15 protein-coding genes and 1 other RNA gene are annotated in these 17990 nt (G+C 71.4%); 11 read left to right on the forward strand and 5 right to left on the reverse strand.

Features of this window, described 5'->3' with window-relative positions; genetic code table 11:
- The first annotated feature begins 156 nt into the window (after positions 1-156).
- Both ssrA and ggt read left to right on the forward strand, forming a co-directional pair.
- Positions 157-529, forward strand: a transfer-messenger RNA (tmRNA) gene (gene ssrA, locus K1T34_RS24840).
- A gap of 484 nt (positions 530-1013) precedes the next feature.
- Complete coding sequence (gene ggt / locus K1T34_RS24845; RefSeq protein WP_220246583.1) at positions 1014-2801, forward strand: gamma-glutamyltransferase; 1788 nt, start codon at positions 1014-1016, stop codon at positions 2799-2801.
- Between the two features lie 77 nt (positions 2802-2878).
- Here the strand turns inward: ggt and K1T34_RS24850 are convergent, their stop codons facing one another.
- On the reverse strand, positions 2879-3664 hold the full coding sequence (locus K1T34_RS24850; RefSeq protein ID WP_220246584.1) for an IclR family transcriptional regulator: 786 nt from the start codon (positions 3662-3664) through the stop codon (positions 2879-2881).
- Positions 3665-3805: 141 nt separating this feature from the next.
- Here K1T34_RS24850 and hutH point away from each other — a divergent pair, with 141 nt between their 5' ends.
- From hutH to hutI, 5 genes are read left to right on the forward strand one after another with little or no spacing between them, the layout of a single operon-like run.
- The gene (gene hutH / locus K1T34_RS24855; protein ID WP_220246585.1) at positions 3806-5332 is read left to right on the forward strand and encodes a histidine ammonia-lyase; all 1527 of its coding nucleotides are present in this window, start codon (positions 3806-3808) and stop codon (positions 5330-5332) included.
- Positions 5333-5334: 2 nt separating this feature from the next.
- Positions 5335-6987, forward strand: a complete 1653-nt coding sequence (gene hutU / locus K1T34_RS24860) for a urocanate hydratase (protein ID WP_220246586.1) — start codon at positions 5335-5337, stop codon at positions 6985-6987.
- Complete coding sequence (locus K1T34_RS24865; RefSeq protein ID WP_220246587.1) at positions 6984-8180, forward strand: allantoate amidohydrolase; 1197 nt, start codon at positions 6984-6986, stop codon at positions 8178-8180. Before hutU ends, K1T34_RS24865 begins: the two co-directional genes overlap by 4 nt.
- Complete coding sequence (locus K1T34_RS24870; RefSeq protein WP_220246588.1) at positions 8177-9481, forward strand: formimidoylglutamate deiminase; 1305 nt, start codon at positions 8177-8179, stop codon at positions 9479-9481. Before K1T34_RS24865 ends, K1T34_RS24870 begins: the two co-directional genes overlap by 4 nt.
- A complete protein-coding gene (hutI, locus tag K1T34_RS24875; protein ID WP_220246589.1) occupies positions 9469-10614 on the forward strand; it encodes an imidazolonepropionase in 1146 nt (381 codons plus the stop codon). Before K1T34_RS24870 ends, hutI begins: the two co-directional genes overlap by 13 nt.
- 5 nt (positions 10615-10619) lie before the next feature.
- Here the strand turns inward: hutI and K1T34_RS24880 are convergent, their stop codons facing one another.
- A complete protein-coding gene (locus K1T34_RS24880; RefSeq protein WP_255638688.1) occupies positions 10620-11489 on the reverse strand; it encodes an alpha/beta fold hydrolase in 870 nt (289 codons plus the stop codon).
- 150 nt (positions 11490-11639) lie between these two features.
- Complete coding sequence (locus tag K1T34_RS24885; RefSeq protein ID WP_220246590.1) at positions 11640-13088, reverse strand: nitrilase-related carbon-nitrogen hydrolase; 1449 nt, start codon at positions 13086-13088, stop codon at positions 11640-11642.
- Positions 13089-13410: 322 nt separating this feature from the next.
- Here K1T34_RS24885 and K1T34_RS24890 point away from each other — a divergent pair, with 322 nt between their 5' ends.
- Both K1T34_RS24890 and K1T34_RS24895 read left to right on the forward strand, forming a co-directional pair.
- On the forward strand, positions 13411-14541 hold the full coding sequence (locus K1T34_RS24890; RefSeq protein ID WP_220246591.1) for an inorganic phosphate transporter: 1131 nt from the start codon (positions 13411-13413) through the stop codon (positions 14539-14541).
- A gap of 10 nt (positions 14542-14551) precedes the next feature.
- The gene (locus K1T34_RS24895) at positions 14552-14773 is read left to right on the forward strand and encodes a hypothetical protein (RefSeq protein WP_220246592.1); all 222 of its coding nucleotides are present in this window, start codon (positions 14552-14554) and stop codon (positions 14771-14773) included.
- Here K1T34_RS24895 and K1T34_RS24900 read toward each other — a convergent pair.
- Positions 14755-15483 carry a hypothetical protein gene (locus K1T34_RS24900; RefSeq protein ID WP_220246593.1) on the reverse strand — a complete coding sequence of 243 codons (729 nt, stop codon included), beginning with the start codon at positions 15481-15483 and terminating at the stop codon, positions 14755-14757. The two genes, K1T34_RS24895 and K1T34_RS24900, sit on opposite strands and share 19 nt — an antisense overlap.
- Positions 15480-15689: a hypothetical protein gene (locus K1T34_RS24905; protein ID WP_220246594.1), complete on the reverse strand. Its 210-nt coding sequence runs from the start codon at positions 15687-15689 to the stop codon at positions 15480-15482. Before K1T34_RS24905 ends, K1T34_RS24900 begins: the two co-directional genes overlap by 4 nt.
- Positions 15690-15763: 74 nt before the next feature.
- Here K1T34_RS24905 and K1T34_RS24910 point away from each other — a divergent pair, with 74 nt between their 5' ends.
- A complete protein-coding gene (locus K1T34_RS24910; RefSeq protein WP_220246595.1) occupies positions 15764-17326 on the forward strand; it encodes a sensor histidine kinase in 1563 nt (520 codons plus the stop codon).
- On the forward strand, positions 17323-17985 hold the full coding sequence (locus tag K1T34_RS24915) for a response regulator transcription factor (protein WP_220246596.1): 663 nt from the start codon (positions 17323-17325) through the stop codon (positions 17983-17985). The genes K1T34_RS24910 and K1T34_RS24915 overlap by 4 nt, the downstream gene beginning before the upstream one ends.
- Positions 17986-17990: the final 5 nt, after the last annotated feature.

A 17990-nucleotide genomic window follows, 5' to 3' on the forward strand; every position in this document is an offset into this window, starting at 1 on the left:
CTCAGCATCGCTTCGGAAGGCTCTCGCCTGAATGGGGCGCGCGGGCATGTTCCGGGTAGGGCCAGCCCCACCCCGCCCCCTGTGCCTCCTCGCGCCTCCGGGAATCAACCAGGTTGCCGCACGCGTTATGATGGTCAGGTTATGTAGCACCTACAAGGGGGTGAACGGTTTCGACTCTGGACGTTGAGTCAGGGGAAGCGTGTCGGTGCAGGCGAGAGACCACCGCAAGCGTCATCGCAAACCAATAAGCGCCAAGGCCAATAGCCAGCGCGACTTCGCTCTTGCTGCCTAAGTAGCAGAGTGAGTCTGTCGGCCCGGGATCGCCTCCGACCCGGTAGCCGGCATCAGCTAGGAGGCTCACCGCCAGTCCCGGTCACGGGGCCTGGTTGGGAAGCAAACAGTGGCTGGGCTCGTCACTTCAGCTTGTTCACGTGACTGAAGGGGCCAAGTAGAGACAGAGTGGACTGCACACGGAGAAGCCCTGTCAAGACGCTAGAGGACCCGGGTTCAATTCCCGGCACCTCCACAAGAATGGCCGGCTCATGCTCACTGGGAGCGTGAGCCGGTTTTCTTGTGTCGGAGTGTTTTTCTGGGGGTGCGACCCCCAGACCCCGCCCGGGGGCGGGCCCCCGGACCCCCATCGTGGTGAGTGGCGTGCGTTGCCGGGTGGCGGTGGCGAGGTGGCGGACCCCATCGTGGTGGGTTGGGTGGCGTTGCCGGGTGGCGGTGGCGAGGTGGGGGACTCCTCTCGTGGTGAGGGGCGTGCGTTGTCGGGTGCGGGTGGTGAGCGTGGGGACTTGCTGTCAGTTTCGGGGATGTGGTCGTGCTGCGGGTGAAGGGCGCCAGAGTGGGCGTACGGAGCAACCACCCTAAATCCGCCTCAAGTCAGCTTCCTGTCGAACCCCAACGGGTGGTAAACCTCCGACCACGAAGCTCACCGGCGAGGGCGTGGTGTGGTCCGTACCTCGTCGGGAGTCCCGGAAGGCCCTGGGTGGTCTGAGAAAGGGAGTGCCATGCGCCGTCGTCGAACACTCATCGTTCTGCTGGCTGCGGGGGTCGCCGTGGGGACTGCGGTGCCCGCGGCCCAAGCGCAGCAAGGGGGCAAGCAGACGGTCGCCGAGGGGTACGGCGGGGCGGTCGTCTCGGACACCGTCGAGTCCACCCAGGCGGGCATCGACGTGTTGCGCAAGGGGGGCACGGCGGCCGACGCCGCGGTCGCCGTGGCGTCGACGCTCGGGGTGACCGATCCGTACGTCGCCGGGCCCGGTGGTGGCGGCTACTTCGTCTACTACGACGCCAAGACCAAGCGCGTGTCCACCATCGACGGCCGTGAGACCACGCCGGCCGCCGACGGGTCCGACATGTTCGTCGACCCGGCCACCGGCAAGGCCTACGACTTCGAGACCGCCGTCGAGAGCGGCCGGTCCGTGGGCGTGCCCGGCATGCTGGCCACGTGGCAGCGCGCGCTGCAGCGCTGGGGCAAGTTCAGCCTCGCCGACAACCTCAAGCCCGCCGTTCAGGTCGCGGAACACGGCTTCGTGGTGAACCCCGAGTTCGCCTCCGAGACGGCCTCGCTCAAGGACAAGCTGTCGCACTTCGCGCCCAGCGCCGCGCTGTTCCTGCCGGGCGGCGACGTGCCGAAGGTCGGCTCCGTGTTCCGCAACCCGGACCTCGCCGACACCTACCGCCAGATCGGCCGCCAGGGCATCGGCGCGTTCTACGGCGGTTCCGTCGGCCGCGACCTCGTCAAGACCGTCCAGAACCCGCCGCTCGCCAAGGGCGCGCCGATCAAGCCGATGTCCGGCCCGATGCAGCTGTCGGACCTGCGCGATTACCGCGCACTCGACGGTTCGCCGACGCGCGTGAACTACCGCGGCTACGACGTCTACGGCATGGCCCCGTCCTCCAGCGGCGGCATCACCGTCGGGGAGTCGCTCAACATCCTCGGCAACTACGACCTGTCCAAGATGGACCGCACGCAGGCGCTGCACCACTACCTGGAGGCCAGCCGCCTCGCGTTCGCCGACCGCAACCGCTACATCGGCGACTCCCGGTACGTGAAGGTCCCGCAGCAGCAGCTCCTGTCGAAGCAGTTCGCGGCCACGCGCGCCTGCCAGATCGACCCGGACAAGGCCGGTCAGAGCCCCGTCGCGCCCGGTGACCCGTACTCCCACAAGGGCGGCTGCACCACCGCGCCCGCCGCTTCGTCCGACAGCAACGAGCAGCACACCAACCACTTCGTCGTCAGCGACAAGTGGGGCAACGTCGTCTCTTACACCAACACGATCGAGCAGCTCGCCGGCAGCGGCATGACCGTCTCGGGCCGCGGCTTCCTGCTCAACAACGAGCTCACGGACTTCAACTTCACGCCCACCCAGGGCGCCGCGGCCGACCCCAACCTGCCGGCCGCCGGCAAGCGCCCGCGGTCCAGCATGTCCCCGACGATCGTGCTCAAGGACGGCAAGCCCGTGCTCGCCGTCGGTTCCCCGGGCGGCGCCACGATCATCACGACGGTGCTGCAGGTCCTGGTCAACCGCCTCGACCTCGGCATGAGCCTGCCGGACGCGATCGCCGCGCCGCGTGCGTCGCAGCGCAACGCGAAGACGTCGGACGCGGAGCCGGCGTTCCTCGCGTTGCCCACCACGAAGGGGCTCGAAGCGCTGGGGCAGAGCTTCAGCCAGGTCAGCTCCATCGGTGTCGCGGCCGGGCTGGAGTTCAAGCCGGGCGGCAAGATCCTCGCGGCCGGTGAACCCGTCCGCCGGGGTGGCACCTCGGCAATGGTGGTCTCTTCGCACCGCTGATTCGTCTGTCGAAAGGCCCGCTTCGCCGCTCCTTGGATTCCACGCTTTGGATTCCACGAGTGGCGAAGCGGGCCTTTTCACTGCGGCGTCGTGCCCCCGATCCGGCTCGTCAGCTCCGCGGCCGTCTCGGCAACCGCCGCCGCGAACTCCGGAAAAGTCTCGCCGCACGGCCCGTCGTCGGGGCAAAGATGCCGCAGCGTCACCGAAATCGACGCCATCGGCCGCGCCCCGTGGTCGAACACGGGCGCCGCGACGGAAGCGAACCCGGCCGTCACGTGACCGTCCTCGACCGCCCACCCGAGCCGTCGTTCCGCGGCCAACGTCCGGCGCAGGGCGGCCAGCGAATCCGGTCCACGCCGGGTCCGGAGCACGAACGAAGCCGCCATCGGGAACAGCGCGCGGACGTGGGCGGCCGGCAGGTGGTTCAGGATCGCCCGGCCCGACGCCGTGAGCTGCCCAGGCAGCCGCACACCGACGTCGGTGACCAGGGTTTCCGGCCGCGCCGGTCGCTCCTTGATCAGGTACAGCGACTCGTTCCCGTGCAGCACACCCAGGTGCGCGCTGTGGCCGACGCGGTCCACGAGCTTGCGCAGCAGGGGCGCGGCCAGCCGTTCGAGCGGGTCGTGGCGCAGGTACGCCGACCCGAGCTCGAACGCGGCGATCCCGAGGCCGTAGCGGCGTTCGGCCGGCAGGTGAGCGACGAAACCGGCGGCGACGAGCTCGTTGAGCAGGTGGTACGTCGTCGAACGGGGCAGATACAGGTCCCGGGCGACGGTCGCCGCGGACACCGGACCGGCGTGGCCCGCGAGCAACCGCAGCACGGCAAGGCCGTTGCGCAGGGCGGGAACGTCCGAACTGCTCACCTCGCTCCTTCCGCCACAGGTGCACGAGCGGGACACTCGTGCCAGGCAGCGAAGCTCCAACCTCGCTGTGTCTTGGATACCAGACACTACCGCCAACTCTGCTCTCCCGCCCGGGCGCTGATCGTTGTTTCAATGGCAGACATGCCGGAACCAGTGCTCTTGGGCTCGAAGCCGATGACCGCGTCCGACGTCGTCGACGTCGTCCGTGGACACGCGCACGTCGGGCTCACCGAGGCGACCGAGAAGAACCTCGCCGCCACCCGCCAGCACATCGAGGACCTCGCGCACGCGACCTCGCCCACGTATGGCGTCTCGACGGGCTTCGGCGCGCTCGCGACGCGCCATATCCCCCTGGAGAGCCGCACCGCGCTGCAACGCAGCCTCATCCGCTCGCACGCCGCGGGCGCGGGGCCGGCGGTGGAGACAGAGGTCGTGCGCTCGCTGATGGTGCTGCGCCTGCGCACGCTCGCGAGCGGCTACACCGGCGTGCGGCCGGAGACGGCGCAAGCGCTTGCGGGCCTGCTCAACGCGGGGATCACCCCCGTCGTCCACGAGTACGGCTCGCTCGGCTGCTCGGGTGACCTCGCGCCGCTGGCGGCGATCGCGCTCGCGCTGATGGGCGAAGGCGAAGTGGACCACGAAGGCGAGCGCAAACCCGCCGCCGACGCCCTGCGCGCGGCCGGCATCACACCCGTCGTGTTGGCCGAGAAGGAAGGCCTGGCGCTCACCAACGGCACCGACGGCATGCTCGGCATGCTGCTGCTCGCGGCCGCCGACCTGCACAACCTGCTCGACGTCGCGGACCTCACCGCGGCGATGAGCGTCGAGGCGCTGCTGGGCACCGACCGGGCCTTCACCGCCGACCTGCAGGCGCTGCGGCCGCACCCCGGTCAGGCCGTCAGCGCGGCCCGGATGTTCGCGGCACTGCAGGGCTCGAAGATCGTCGAAAGCCACCGCGGGCCTGATTGCAACCGCGTGCAGGACGCGTACTCGCTGCGCTGCGCACCGCAGGTCCACGGCGCCGCGCGCGACACGCTCGCGCACGCTGAGCTCGTGGCCGACCGCGAGCTGCGGTCCGCTGTGGACAATCCCGTGGTGCTGCCCGACGGCCGCGTCGAGTCCAACGGCAACTTCCACGGCGCGCCCGTGGCCTACGTACTCGATTTCCTCGCGATCCCCGTCGCCGACGTCGCCAGCATCGCCGAACGGCGCACCGACCGGATGCTCGACAAGGCGCGCTCGGCCGGCCTGCCGCCGTTCCTCGCGCACGACCCGGGCGTCGACTCCGGGCACATGATCGCGCAGTACACCCAGGCCGCGGTGGTCAGCGAGCTGAAGCGGCTCGCGGTGCCGGCCTCGGTCGACTCCATCCCGAGCAGCGCGATGCAGGAGGACCACGTCTCCATGGGCTGGTCCGCGGCGCGCAAGCTGCGCAAGGCCGTCGAAGGCCTGAACACGGTGCTGGCGATCGAGCTGCTCACCGCCGCCCGCGCGCTCGACTTCCGCGCGCCGCTGGAACCGTCGCCGGTCACCGGCGCGGTGCGCGACCTGCTTCGCACGAAGGTCGCGGGCCCGGGCCCCGACCGGCACGTGGCGCCCGAGATCGCGGCCGCCGAAGAACTCGTCCGCTCCGGCGCCGTCCTGGCCGCCGCCCGTCTGGAGGCCTGAGAATGTCTCGCACCGTCCGTGCCGCCCGCGGCACCCAGCTCACCGCGAAGTCGTGGCAGACCGAAGCCGCGCTGCGGATGTTCCACAACAACCTCGACCCCGAGGTCGCCGAGCGGCCCGAGGACCTGGTCGTCTATGGCGGCACCGGAAAGGCCGCGCGCAACTGGCCGAGCTTCGACGCGATCACGCGTGAACTGACCATTTTGGACAATGACGAGACGCTGCTGGTGCAGTCGGGCAAGCCGGTCGGCGTGTTCCGCACGCACGAGTGGGCGCCGCGCGTGCTGATCGCGAACTCGAACCTGGTGGGCGACTGGGCGACCTGGCCCGAGTTTCGCCGCCTGGAGCAGCAGGGCCTCACGATGTACGGCCAGATGACGGCCGGTTCGTGGATCTACATCGGCACGCAGGGCATCCTGCAGGGCACCTACGAGACGTTCGCCGCCGTCGCGAAGAAGAAGTTCGGTGGCAGCCTGCGCGGCACGCTCACCGTAACCGCGGGCCTCGGCGGCATGGGCGGCGCGCAGCCGCTCGCGGTGACCATGAACGACGGTGTGGCGCTCGTCGTCGAATGCGACCCGCAGCGCGCGCACCGCCGCGTCGAGACGCGCTACCTCGACGAGGTGGCCGACGACCTCGACGACGCCATCAGGCGCGTCACCACGGCGAAGAAGGAGCGGCGGCCGCTGTCGGTGGCGGTGGTCGGCAACGCTGCCGAGGTGCTGCCCGAGCTGCTGCGCCGCGGGGTCGAGGTCGACATCGTCACCGACCAGACCTCCGCGCACGACCCGCTGTCGTACCTGCCCAAGGGCGTCAGCGTGGACGACTGGCACGACTACGCGGCCAAGAAGCCCGACGAGTTCACCGACCGCTCGCGCGAGTCCATGGCCGACCACGTGAACGCGATGCTCGGCTTCCTCGACGCCGGCGCCGAGGTCTTCGACTACGGCAACTCCCTGCGCGGCGAGGCCAAGCTCGGCGGCTGCGAGCGCGCGTTCGACTTCCCCGGCTTCGTGCCCGCCTACATCCGTCCGCTGTTCTGCGAGGGCAACGGCCCGTTCCGCTGGGCGGCGCTCTCGGGCGACCCCGATGACATCGCGGCCACGGACCGCGCGATGCTGGAGCTGTTCCCGGAGAACGAGTCCCTGGCCCGCTGGATCAAGCTGGCCGGCGAGCGCGTGGCGTTCCAGGGCCTGCCGGCGCGGATCTGCTGGCTCGGCTACGGCGAGCGTCACCTCGCGGGCTTGCGGTTCAACGAGATGGTGGCCAGCGGCGAACTCAAGGCGCCCGTGGTGATCGGGCGCGACCACCTCGACTCCGGCAGCGTCGCCTCGCCGTACCGGGAGACCGAGGCCATGGCCGACGGCTCCGACGCGATCGCCGACTGGCCGCTGCTCAACGCGCTGGTCAACACCGCCTCGGGCGCGAGTTGGGTGTCGATCCACCACGGTGGTGGCGTCGGCATGGGCCGCTCGATCCACGCGGGCCAGGTCAGCGTCGCCGACGGCACGGCGCTGGCCGCGCAGAAGCTCGAGCGCGTGCTCACGAACGACCCGGGCATGGGCGTGATCCGCCACGTCGACGCCGGTTACGACCACGCCGCCGAGGTCGCCGATGACCGTGGCGTGCGGATTCCCATGCGGGACAACGCGTGAACACGACGGGGCTGCTCGGCGAGATCGCCGACGTCGGGCGCGACGCGAAGCGCGGCGGCTACTCGCGGCACGCGTTCGACGCGCCGGAGCACGACCTGCGCACGTGGTTCGTCGAACGCGCGCAGCGGCTGGGCCTGGACGTCGAGACCGACCGCAACGGCAACCTCTGGGCCTGGTGGGGCGCGCCGGGGCCGGACGCCGTGGTGACCGGCAGCCACCTCGACTCGGTTCCAGGCGGCGGTGCGTTCGACGGGCCGCTCGGCGTGACGAGCGCGCTGGCGGCCGTGGAAGCTTTGCAGGCCAAGGGGTTCCGGCCGGCCAAGCCGTTCGCCGTGGTCGTGTTCGCCGAGGAGGAAGGCGGCCGGTTCGGTGTGCCTTGCCTCGGCTCGCGGCTGATGACCGGCACGATCGACGCCGACACAGCGCGAGCGCTGCGGGACCCGGACGGCGTCACGTTGTGGGAGGCGGCCGCGAAGTCCGGTCTCGACGTGGACCGGATCGGCGCGGAGCCCGAGCGGCTGGGGCTCATCGGCCGGTTCCTGGAGCTGCACGTGGAACAGGGCCGCGGCCTCATCGACCTCGGTTCGGCAGTGGCGGTCGGCAGCACGGTGATCGCCCACGGGCGGTGGCGGTTCTCGTTCGCCGGCCAGGGAAATCACGCCGGTGCGACGCTGATCGCCGATCGTGTGGACCCGATGCTGCCCGCGGCCGAGACCGTCGTGGCCGTGCGGCGGCTGGCGAAGACGCGGGCGGACGCGCGGGCGACCGTCGGCCGGCTCGTGCCGACGCCGGGTGGCACCAATGTCATCGCGTCCACTGTGGACCTCTGGCTCGACGCGCGCGTGCCCGGCACGGTGACGCCGGAGCTCGTCGAGGACATTTCGCAGGCGGCGCGGGCTGCGGCGGAAGCGGAGGGCTGCTCGCTGACCGTCACGCGCGAGTCGTACTCCGACGACGTCGTGTTCGACGAGAAGCTGCGGCGTGACCTGGGGGAGTGGCTCGGCGAGGTGCCCGAGCTGCCGACCGGAGCGGGCCACGACGCGGCGATCCTGGCCGGGTTCGTGCCCGCCGGGATGCTCTACGTGCGCAATCCCACCGGCATCAGCCACTCGCCGGAGGAGTTCGCCGAGGCCGGCGACGTGGAGGCCGGCGCGCGGGCGCTGGCCGAGGTGCTGGAGCGGCTGGCGGGATGACCACGTACTGGTGCGAACGGGCCTGGCTGCCCGACGGGATCGCCGAAGCCGTGCTGCTCGTGGTGCGCGACGGGCGGATCATGTCGGTCACGTCGGGCGCGCCGAAGTCCGGGACCGTCCTGGCCGGGCTCACGCTGCCGGGGTTCGCCAACGGGCACTCGCACGCGTTCCACCGCGCGCTGCGGGGCCGGACGCACCACGAGCGCGGCACCTTCTGGACCTGGCGCGAGCGGATGTACTCGCTGGCCGCGCGCCTCGACCCGGACGCGTACTACCGGCTCGCACGCGGCGTCTACGCGGAAATGGTGCTCGGTGGGTACACGAGCATCGGCGAGTTCCACTACCTGCACCACGCGCCGGGCGGGAAGCCGTACGCGTCGCCGAACGCGATGGGCGACGCGCTACGCCAGGCCGCGCGGGACGCGGGGATCCGGCTGACGCTGCTGGACACGTGTTACCTCGCGGGCGGGATCGGCGTGCCGCCGGACGAGGTGCAGCAGCGGTTCTCCGACGGCTCGGCCGAGAAGTGGGTTTCGCGCGTGGCGTCGCTGGCCGAGGACGAGTTGTTCCGCGTCGGCGGGGCCATCCACTCCGTGCGCGCGGTGCCGGCGGACGATTTGTCGACCCTGAACCAGGGGGTGCCCGGCGAGCGGCCGTTGCACATCCACCTGTCCGAACAGCGTGCGGAGAACGAGCAGTGCGAGGCGGCGTACGGCTGGACGCCGACCGGGTTGCTGCAGGAGCACGGGGTGCTGGGTGAGCGGCTGGTCGCCGTGCACGCGACGCACCTGACGGACCAGGACGTGAAGTGGCTGGGTGACGCGCGGTCCGCCGCGTGCTTCTGCCCGACGACCGAGCGTGACCTCGGCGACGGCATCGGCCCGGCGCGGCAGCTGCTCGACGCGGGCGTGCGGCTGGGTGTCGGCAGCGACAGCAACGCGGTGGTCGACGCGTTCGAGGAGACCCGCGCGCTGGAGCTGGACGACCGCCTGGCCAGCGAGGAACGCGGCCGGTTCACCGCCGACGAGCTGCTGGCGGCGGGCACCGACCACGCGTCCGTCGGGTGGCCTGAGGTGGGCCGGCTGACCGTCGGTGCCGGAGCGGACTTGGTCACGGTCGCGTTGGACTCCGTGCGGACGGCGGGGATCGAGCCGTCCGGGGTGGTGTTCGCGGCGGGGGCCGCGGACGTGCGGCACGTCGTGGTGGCGGGTCGTGAGGTGGTGCGCGAGGGTGCGCACGTGCTGATGGAGCGACCGGAAACCGTACTGGCCGAGGAGATCGAGGCGCTGTGGCAATTCTGATCACGGGAATCGGCGAGCTCACCACCAACGACCCGGAGCTGGGCCGGCTGCACGACGCGGCGCTGGTGCTCGACGGCGGTGCCGTCGCGTGGGCCGGACCGGCCGCGCAGGCGCCGGCGGCCGACGAGCGCGTGGACGTCGAGGGGCGCGCGGTGCTGCCTGGCTGGGTCGACAGCCACACGCACCTCGTGTTCGCGGGTGATCGCACGGCCGAGTTCGAGGCGCGGATGGCCGGAAAGCCTTACACCGCTGGCGGAATCGCCGTCACGGTCGGGGCGACGCGGGAGGCTTCGGACGAGCAGCTGGCGGCGAACCTGCGCCGGCACGTCGAGGAAGCGGCCGGCCAGGGCACCACCTGTCTGGAGACGAAAACCGGGTACGGGCTGACCGTGGCCGACGAGGCCCGCTCGGCGCGGATCGCGGCGACGGTAGCCGACGAGGTCACCTACCTGGGCGCGCACCTCGTGCCGCCGGGCGCCGACGCGGAGTCCTATGTAGACCTCGTGTGCGGCGAGATGCTCGACGCGGTGGCGCCGCACGTGCGGTGGGCCGACGTGTTCTGCGAGACGGGGGCGTTCGACGAGGCCCAGTCAGCGCGGGTGCTCAAGGCAGCGGCCGAACGTGGGCTGGGGTTACGGGTGCACGGCAACCAGCTCGGCGAAGGCCCCGGGGCGCGGCTCGCGGTGGAGCTGGGCGCGGCGAGCGTGGACCACTGCACGTACCTGAGTGACGAGGACGTCGAGGCGCTGGCGGCGTCGGACACGGTGGCGACGCTGCTGCCGGCGTGTGATTTGTCGACAAGGCAATCGCTGGCACCGGCGCGGCGGCTGCTCGACGCGGGCGCGACGGTCGCCCTGGCCAGCAACGCGAACCCGGGCAGCTCGTACACCACGTCGATGGCGTTCTGCGTGACCACGGCCGTGCTGCAGATGCGGATGACGGTGTCGGAAGCCGTGTGGTCGGCGACAGCCGGGGGCGCGCGGGCGCTGCGGCGCGACGACGTCGGCTACCTGCGCCCGGGTGCGCGGGCCGACGTGCACGTGCTCGACGCGCCTTCGGTGACGCACCTGGCCTACCGGCCGGGCGTGCCGCTCACGCACGCGGTGTGGCGGCGGGGTGAGCGGATGAGCTGAAGGTCTCAGCTGTGCGCTGACAGGTGCGCGAGCAGGAGCGGGTTGACGCGGTCGGCCGCTTCCTCCGGCAGCCAGTGGCCGGCGTCGTCGAAGACCTCGAAGCGGTAGGCGGCGTCCACGAACTCCGCGGTGTTCGTGGCGGCCGTGCGGCCGAGCTTGGTGTCCTGGGCGCCCCACACGTAGAGCGTCGGCACCGTGATGCGGCCGGCGGGGACGGTGAACTCGTCGTCGGTGGCGCCGCGGTACCAGTTGAGCGTCGCGGTGAGGGCGCCCGGCTCGGTGAGGCGCGCGACGTTGCGCTCGACCTGGTCCTCTGCGATGCGGCCCGCGTAGGCCGCCCGCAGGCGGGCGGCGCCGTCCGCCAGCATCGACGCCTCGGCGACACCGCCGGGCGCGCGGAAGAAGCGGACGTAGTCGAGGTCGTGGTTCTGCTGCTCCTCGTCCTTCGCCGCCTGCTTCAGCGCGACGGGGTGCGGCGTGGACAGCACGGTGAGCGACTTGAGCCGCTCGGGGTACCGCGTGGCCAACACCCAGGCGACCATGCCACCCCAGTCGTGGGCCACGAGGTGGAAGCGCCTCGGGGCCGCGGTGCCGGTGGTGAGCGTGTCCGCAAAGGACAGTGCGTCGGCGACGAGGGCGTCGATGGAGTAGTGCTCGACGCCGTTCGGGCGGGCCTCACGGGCGTAGCCGCGTTGGTCGACCGCCACGGCGTGGTAGCCGGCGTCGCCGAGGGTGTGGAGTTCGGCGGTCCACGAGTCGGCGAACTCGGGCCAGCCGTGGAGCAGCAGGACGGGTTCGCCGTCCTCCGGTCCCGCGGCGAGTGCCGTGTGCTGATGGTCGCCGGCCCGCAGGGTCACCTCGCGCAGTTGGCTCACCGGTGCGCTCGCACGGTCGCGGAGCGGGGGTGGGTGCTGCGGGTGACGCGGGTGCCCTGGTAGTTCACTCTCCCACCGTAGGCCGTGATGATCATGGAACGCCAGTGCGAGCCGGGGCACGGTCGCTGCCCTCGAAGGCGAGCGGCGCTCTCAAGGGCGAGCGGCGCGGCCGCGGGTGAAGACGAGTCCGGCCACGGCGGCGAGGCAGCAGAGCCAGGCGAACCAGTCGCCGAAGCGGCTGTAGAGCGTGTCGCCCGTGCCGAGAGGGACGTCGGCGACGGCGACGGCCATCGGGGTCGGACCGGTGCGCGTCTGGGCGAGGACGTGGCCGCGGGGGTCGCTCAGGATCGAGTTGCCTCGGGCGGCGCTCCAGGCCACGGACACGCCGTGCTCGACGCCGCGGAGCAGGGCGGTGCGGCTGTGCTGCCAGCCGTCGACGTCCTCGTCGGACGCGGGGATCAGCACCAATCCGGTGCCGGTGCGGGCGTAGTCGCGGGTGGGGGACGGGCCGTTGACGTCCATGCAGACCTCGAGGCCGATGGCCTGCCCGGCGAGGCGGGCGAGGTCGTGGCCGGACGTGACGGGCGAGAAACCGTTGCGCCACTTGCGGTATTCGACGGTCGCGCCGGCCGGGGGCACGTCGAGAGCGGTGTTGTAGGCCTCGTGACCCGGGTCCTTCACGATCGCGCCGGTCACGACGTGGAGGTTCTTGGCCCGGGCGACGTCGGCCAACGGCCCGGTGAGGCCGGCCAGCCGGGCGCGGTCGGTGCCGAACGCGGCTTCCGGGAGCACGGCGATGCGGACGTCGGCCGGCAACGCGGTGAGGGCGTCTACATAGGACCGAAGAACGCGCTGACCGGCAGGAGAATCCGGATCCGCTGCCCACGCCGGCTCACTGCGCGCCACCACGGCGACGCGCACCTGACCCACGGAAGCCGCAGCGGGCGTCGCACCGAAAGCCAACGCGCCGCCGACCGCCGCGACCGTTACCACGGTGATGCCGACCCGCGCCGAAGCCCGGACGCCGGGCGCGAGCACCGCGGCGAGTGCTGCCGGCGCGAGCAGTACGAGGTACTCCACACCCCACCCGCCGAGCACCGACGCGAGGCGCAGCACGTCGGGCTGGTCGCCCTGGCTGGTCATGAACGTGCCCATCACGCCGAACGGGTTGGCCACCGAGACGCCGTACAGCACCGCGGTCCAGACCGCGGGCGCCGCGACGGTCGCGAGCACCGGCCGGCCCACTCGCACGAGTCGCCGGAAGAGCGCCACCGTCGCCGCGAACAGCACCGGCGACCCCAGCAGGATCGCGAGCGCGCCCGGCACCGGCACCGACTGCGAGTTCAGGAAGTAGTGCCAGCTGCCGGCGCTCCCGCCCAGGTAGGCGAGGAACGCCGCCGCGCTCGCCACCCACGCGCCCGTGCGCGGTGCCAGCAGAAGCACGGGCAGCGGCGCCAGCCACGCCAGCACGGCGACTGGTTCGAACCCCAGCCCGAAGTGGATCAGCACGCCGGACGCGACGGTGGCGGCGAGCGCCCAGCCGAGGTGGCGGTGCACGGCAGTGGCAGTGGACGTGGAAACGCTTGCTGTGGCGGTCATCCGGGCGGCCCCTCTCGCCGTGGAACCACCACCGTCGCAGCCCGCCGCGGCCGAAGCACTGGGCTGCACCGGAGTATTCGTGGTAGGGCTGACACCACCCCAAAGCGCATGATTCCGACATAACGAATTAACAGTGCAAACACGGATTCACCCAACCTGGCTAGTCGATCCGTTGATCACCAGGTGAATGCGGGAAATGGACCTGCCCGCGCGCGCCCTCGTTTACACAGAGTTCAACCAGAGGCCACTCGTACGAGATTAGGCGTCGCTCGGTTGATGGGTAACTTCTAAACAGCACGACCACCGAGCTGGAGAAACGCCCATGGACTTTTCCCTCATTGTCCTGGTGGTGATCGTCGCGGCACTCGCCTTCGACTTCACCAACGGGTTCCACGACACGGCCAACGCCATGGCCACTTCCATTGCCACGGGAGCCCTCAAGCCCAGAATCGCCGTCGCCATTTCGGCCGTGCTGAACCTGGTCGGGGCGTTCCTGTCGATCGAGGTCGCGAAAACGATTTCCGGCGGCATCGTCGATGACACGAAGGTCACCCCGGTGGTGATTTTCGCGGGGCTCGTCGGCGCCATCATCTGGAATCTCATCACGTGGCTCGTCGGCCTGCCCTCGAGCTCCTCGCACGCGTTGTTCGGCGGTCTGATCGGCGCGACGTGGATCGCGTCGGGCGCGGACGCCGTGCACTTCGGCAAGGTCGTCGAGAAGGTGCTGATCCCCGCGGTCGCGTCGCCGATCGTGGCCGGGGTCGTGGCGCTCATCGGCACGTTCCTGACCTACCGCATCACCGAGAAGGCCAAGGAACGCGTGGTGGGCAAGGGTTTCAAGACCGGCCAGGTCCTCTCGGCCAGCCTCGTCTCGCTCGCGCACGGCACCAACGACGCGCAGAAGACCATGGGTGTCATCACGCTGGCGCTCATCGCCGGCGGCACGCTCGCGCCGGGTTCGAACCCACCGCTGTGGGTCATCGGGGCGTGCGGCCTCGCGATCGCGGCCGGTACGTACCTCGGCGGCTGGCGCATCATCCAGACCATGGGCAAGAAGCTCACCGAGATCCAGACGCCGCAGGGCTTCGCCGCGGAGACCAGCTCCGCTGCCGTGATCCTGGCGTCGTCGCACCTCGGCTTCGCGCTGTCGACGACCCACGTCACCTCGGGCGGCATCATCGGCTCGGGCCTCGGCCGCAAGCTCGCGGAGGTCCGCTGGGGAGTCGCGGGCAAGATGGTCATCGCCTGGGTGCTCACGCTGCCGGCGGCCGCCATCGTCGGCGCCGTCGCGGCGGCGGTCTCGACCCGCGGCAGCTGGGGCACGATCCTCATCGGCGCTCTCGGGGTGCTCGTGGCGCTGGGCATCTGGCTCGCGTCACGCCGCAACCCGGTGAGCGCCAACACTGTCAACGACGAGCCGGAAGCCGCCAAGGCCGCTCCGGTCGCGGCCTGAGGGAGCGGACATGAACATCGACTGGGGTGCCCTCGGCACCGTCTTCATCGTCGCGCTGGCCGCGGCGGTGGTGCTCACGGTGCTGTTCGCCTACGGCATCCGCGGGCTTTCGGCGCGCGAAACCGCGCGGGAACAAGGCGGCTCCGGCGTCGCGCAGTTCACCGGCTCCATCGTGTGCTTCGTGGTCTGCGCCGCGGTGGTCGCGTACGGGATTTATCTGATCGCGGCCTGAGCGCGGCCTCGTAGTTCGTCCGGAAGCTCGTCGAGAAGCGGGAACACCGCTTCCCGGCGAGCTTTTCCGATGTTGGCCAACACGTCGAGCGCCGGCTCCCACAGCGATTCGTCGGCGCCGGCCGCGCGGATCAGCCGCGGGAGCCGGCCCTCGGGCAGCAGGCCCATCACGTGGTCGATGCGCGTTTTGTCGTCCAGCACGTACGCGGTGCGCAGCAGTGCGGCGTCTTCGAGCACGGCGAGGCTGCGACGCACGGTCGGGTCCGGCAGGTGCCCGACGAACCGGCCGAGCGTGATCCAGTCCTCCCGCCGCGTGAGCTCCGCGGCCACCGCGACCACGGTGTCGAGCGGGATGCGCGTGATGATCGACGTCGCGCGCCGCGGGTCCAGCTCCGCCGCCACCGACGCGAGGAACTTCGGCGGCAGCCGCTTCGCGACGTCCACACCGCGCGACACGTCCACCAGCCCGGCGATCCGCGCGCACAGCAGTGGTCCGAAGACTTTCTCGGCGATCTTCGCGACCACGGGCGCGGGCAGCAGCCGGCTGGCCAGCGCCATCCGTTCGAGCACCACGAGGTTCGCGTCGAACAGCGTGGTCGTCACCTGTTCGCGGAACAGCTGCAGGTCGGCGACGTCCACGTCGGCGAGGTAGGCCAGCCGTTCGGGCTCGACGTCGAGCACGCGCGCGAGCTTGAGGATCTCCGGGTTCACAGACCGACCGCCTTGCGGACGGCGCCGCGCAGGAGCGCCGGCACGTACTTCAGCCCGTCCTCGCCAGCCTGGGCGAGGGCCTTGGCCTGCCGGTGCCGCGCGTCGCGCAACGCGGCGGCGAGGTCCTGCCGCGCGTCCTCGGGCAGGGCTGCGATGCCCTCGGGCAGGGGGCCGCCGAGCTGCTCGGCGAGTGTGCGCTCAGCCATGGTGAGCCATCATGCCTCAGCGGTTGACTTTCGACAGTGGTGACCGCCGCCGCGGGCCTTGTAGCGTCAGCGGCATGAAGGAGGTGACCAGGCGCAGGTGGCGGGTGGTGCTCGACGTCCTGCTCTGGGTCTTCCTGTCCGGCGTCGTCGCGATCGACGCCTCGAACAACCCCAACCCGTGGGAGCTGATCTTCGGGCTGGCCGCCACCACGGTGTCGGTCGCGGCGTGGCGCCGGCTGCCGACGGTGTCGCTGATCGTCACGATGGCCACGGCCGTGGTGGTGGCGTTCGGCTGGGGCGGGCGCGTGGCCGTGTGGGAGGTCTTCCTCATGGTCACCGTGGGGTATCTCGCCGGCCTGCGGATGACGCAGGTGCGGGTGGCCGTGCTGACGTGTTCGGCGATCGCGCTGGCCGGACTGCCCGTGGCGCTGGTGCTGCCCTCGGCGGGGTTCGGCGCGTGGGGCGCGATGCTGGGGGTGCTCGCGTTCGCGGGGGTCGCGCCGTGGCTGCTGGGGCGCCACGTGCGGCTTCGGCGCGAGCTGGCGCGCGCGGGGTGGCGGCGGGCGGAGGAGATGGAGAGCCGTCAGCAGCTCGTCGCCGACCAGGCCCGGCTGCGTGAACGGGCGCGGATCGCCAGCGACATGCACGATTCCCTGGGTCACGAGCTGAGCCTCATCGCCGTGCGCGCCGCGGCTCTCGAAGTGGCGGGTGGTCTAGACGACACGCAGCGCGCCGCGGCCGGTGACCTGCGCGCCAACGCCGCGACGGCGACCGAGCGGCTGCGCGAGATCATCGGCGTGCTGCGCGAGGACGCGGCGCCGATCGAGCCGGTGCAGGGTGACCTGGGGGAGCTGCTGGAGCGGGCCCGCGCGTCGGGGCTGCTGATCCAGTCGCAAGTGGACAGTCTCGAGGCGACGCCGCCGATGGTCGCGCGGGCGGCGTATCGCGTGGTGCAGGAGGCGGTGACGAACGTCGCCAAGCACGCGCCAGGCGCGGCCGTGACCGTGCGGGTGCTCAGCTCGCCGGCGAGCACCGAGATCCGCGTGGTGAACGCGCGGCCGCCTGCGGGTCCGTTGCCGGGGGCGTCGGGCAAGCGTGGGCTGATCGGGCTGCGCGAACGCGTCCGGCTGGTCGGGGGTGCGCTTCGGGCGGGCCCCGATGAGGGCGGCGGCTTCGAGGTTGTGGCCACGCTGCCGCACGACGCCGCTCCGGGGCCCGCTTCCGAGGCCGACGCCGACGTCGAGCAGTCCGAGTCGGCGCGCGAGTGGGAGCTGGCGCGGCGCGACGTGCGGCGCAGCCTGGTGCAGGCGATTGTGATCCCGCTGGCGTTGTTCGGCGTGGTGATCGGCGGCAGCGGGGTGGCGTTCCTCGTGCAGTGGTACGGCTCGCAGGTGTCGATGGGGGTCTACCAGCAGATCCGGCTCGGGGCGACGCGTGCGTCGATCGCGCCGCTGCTGCCTTCGCAGCAACGGCTGTCGAAACCGCAGTACGGGGAGCCGCCGAAGCCCGCGGGGAGCACGTGCGAGTACTACGGCACTTCGCGCAGCTGGTGGAACGTGCGCTACGCCGCGATCCGGCTCTGCTTCGAGGGCGACCGGCTCGTGACGAAGGATCTCTACAGTGAGGACGAACCGTGATCCGGGTGCTGCTGGCCGACGACGAGGCCATGATCCGCGCGGGCGTCGCGGCGATCCTGGCGGCCGACGCCGCGATCGAGGTCGTCGCGGAGGCTTCCGACGGCCGCGAAGCCGTGGCCCAAGCCCTCGCCACCCGCCCAGACGTGGTGCTGCTCGACATCCGCATGCCGGTCCTCGACGGCCTCGCCGCGGGCGCCGAGATCCGCCGCGTGCTGCCGGACGTCGGGGTGATCATCCTGACGACGTTCGGCGAAGACGCCTACATCGAACGCGCCCTTGGCTTCGGCGCCAGCGGGTTTTTGTTGAAGGCCGGCGACCCACGCGAACTGCTCTCCGGCATCCACGCCGTCGCGGACGGCGCCGCGTTCCTCTCCCCGAAAGTCGCGTCCCGCGTCATCGCCCGCCTCTCCGGCGGCGCCCTCACCCGCGGCGCCGCGGCCCGCGACCGCATCGCCGCCCTGACGGCCCGCGAACGCGAAGTCCTGACCCTCCTCGCGACGGGCCTGTCCAACGCCGACATCGCCTCGCGGATGTTCGTCGTCGAAGGCACGGTCAAAGCCCACGTCAGCACCATCCTCACCCGCCTGGGCGCACGCAACCGCGTCCAGGCGGCGATCACGGCTTACGAAGCTGGGCTGGTCGGGGGAGAAGCGGAGTAGCAGCG

The sequence above is a fragment of the Amycolatopsis sp. DSM 110486 genome (assembly GCF_019468465.1).
GTDB lineage: Bacteria > Actinomycetota > Actinomycetes > Mycobacteriales > Pseudonocardiaceae > Amycolatopsis.